This is a genomic window from Microbacterium sp. P5_E9 (assembly GCF_054049175.1).
Map to the genome: position 1 here is coordinate 1 of NZ_JBFUMV010000065.1, position 696 is coordinate 696.

Annotated in this window: 1 protein-coding gene; it reads left to right on the top strand. The window is 70.0% G+C overall.

The genetic code is table 11. From position 1 onward, the window contains the following. A partial coding sequence (locus tag ACXJ3V_RS20240) for a hypothetical protein (protein WP_457102152.1) occupies nucleotides 1–696 on the top strand: 696 nt, incomplete at both ends.

Genomic DNA, 696 nt, shown 5'->3' on the forward strand with positions numbered 1-696 from the left:
GTGTACGACACCGTGTTCACGGAGTGCGGCGCCTACCGACCGCAGTCGATCGAGGAAATGCTCGACATCGCTTACGCCTACTCGGTGCATGGTGCGCTGCCGGCCAACGCCGATGTCGGCATCGTCACCGGCTCGGGCGGCATCGGCGTGCTGATGGCCGACGAGGCCGGTGAGCGCGGCCTGCAATTGCCACCGCTGCCGCCTTCGGGCCGGAAGGCGGCGCTCGAACTGCTGCCTTTCGCGGTCGCCAACAATCCGCTCGACATGACGGCCCAGGTGACGTCGGTGCCGCAGGGCGTGTCGCGTACGGTCGACGCCATGCTCGCCCACACGAACTGGGGCACTGTGTTCGCCTACCTCGCGCATGTCGGCCTGTCGCCGGAACGCTTCGCGAGCACGCAGGACGAACTCATCGAAGTGAAGCGGCGCCATCCGGACCGACTGACCGTCGTGATCATGTTGTCGAAGCCGGAGGTGAATCGCGCGCTCGAGGCCGAAGGCCTCGTCGTCTTCGAGGATCCCTCGCGCGCGGTGCGTGCCGTGGCCGCGCTTGCCACGCTGGCACGCCGGCGCACGTCGCTGTACCGACCCGCCACCGCGAATCCCGCGGATGCCGTGGCGAGGGCCCTCGGCGATGTCGGCAGCGAGGACGGCGCCAAGCGCGCGCTGGCCGCGGCCGGGCTGCCGGTGCTGCCC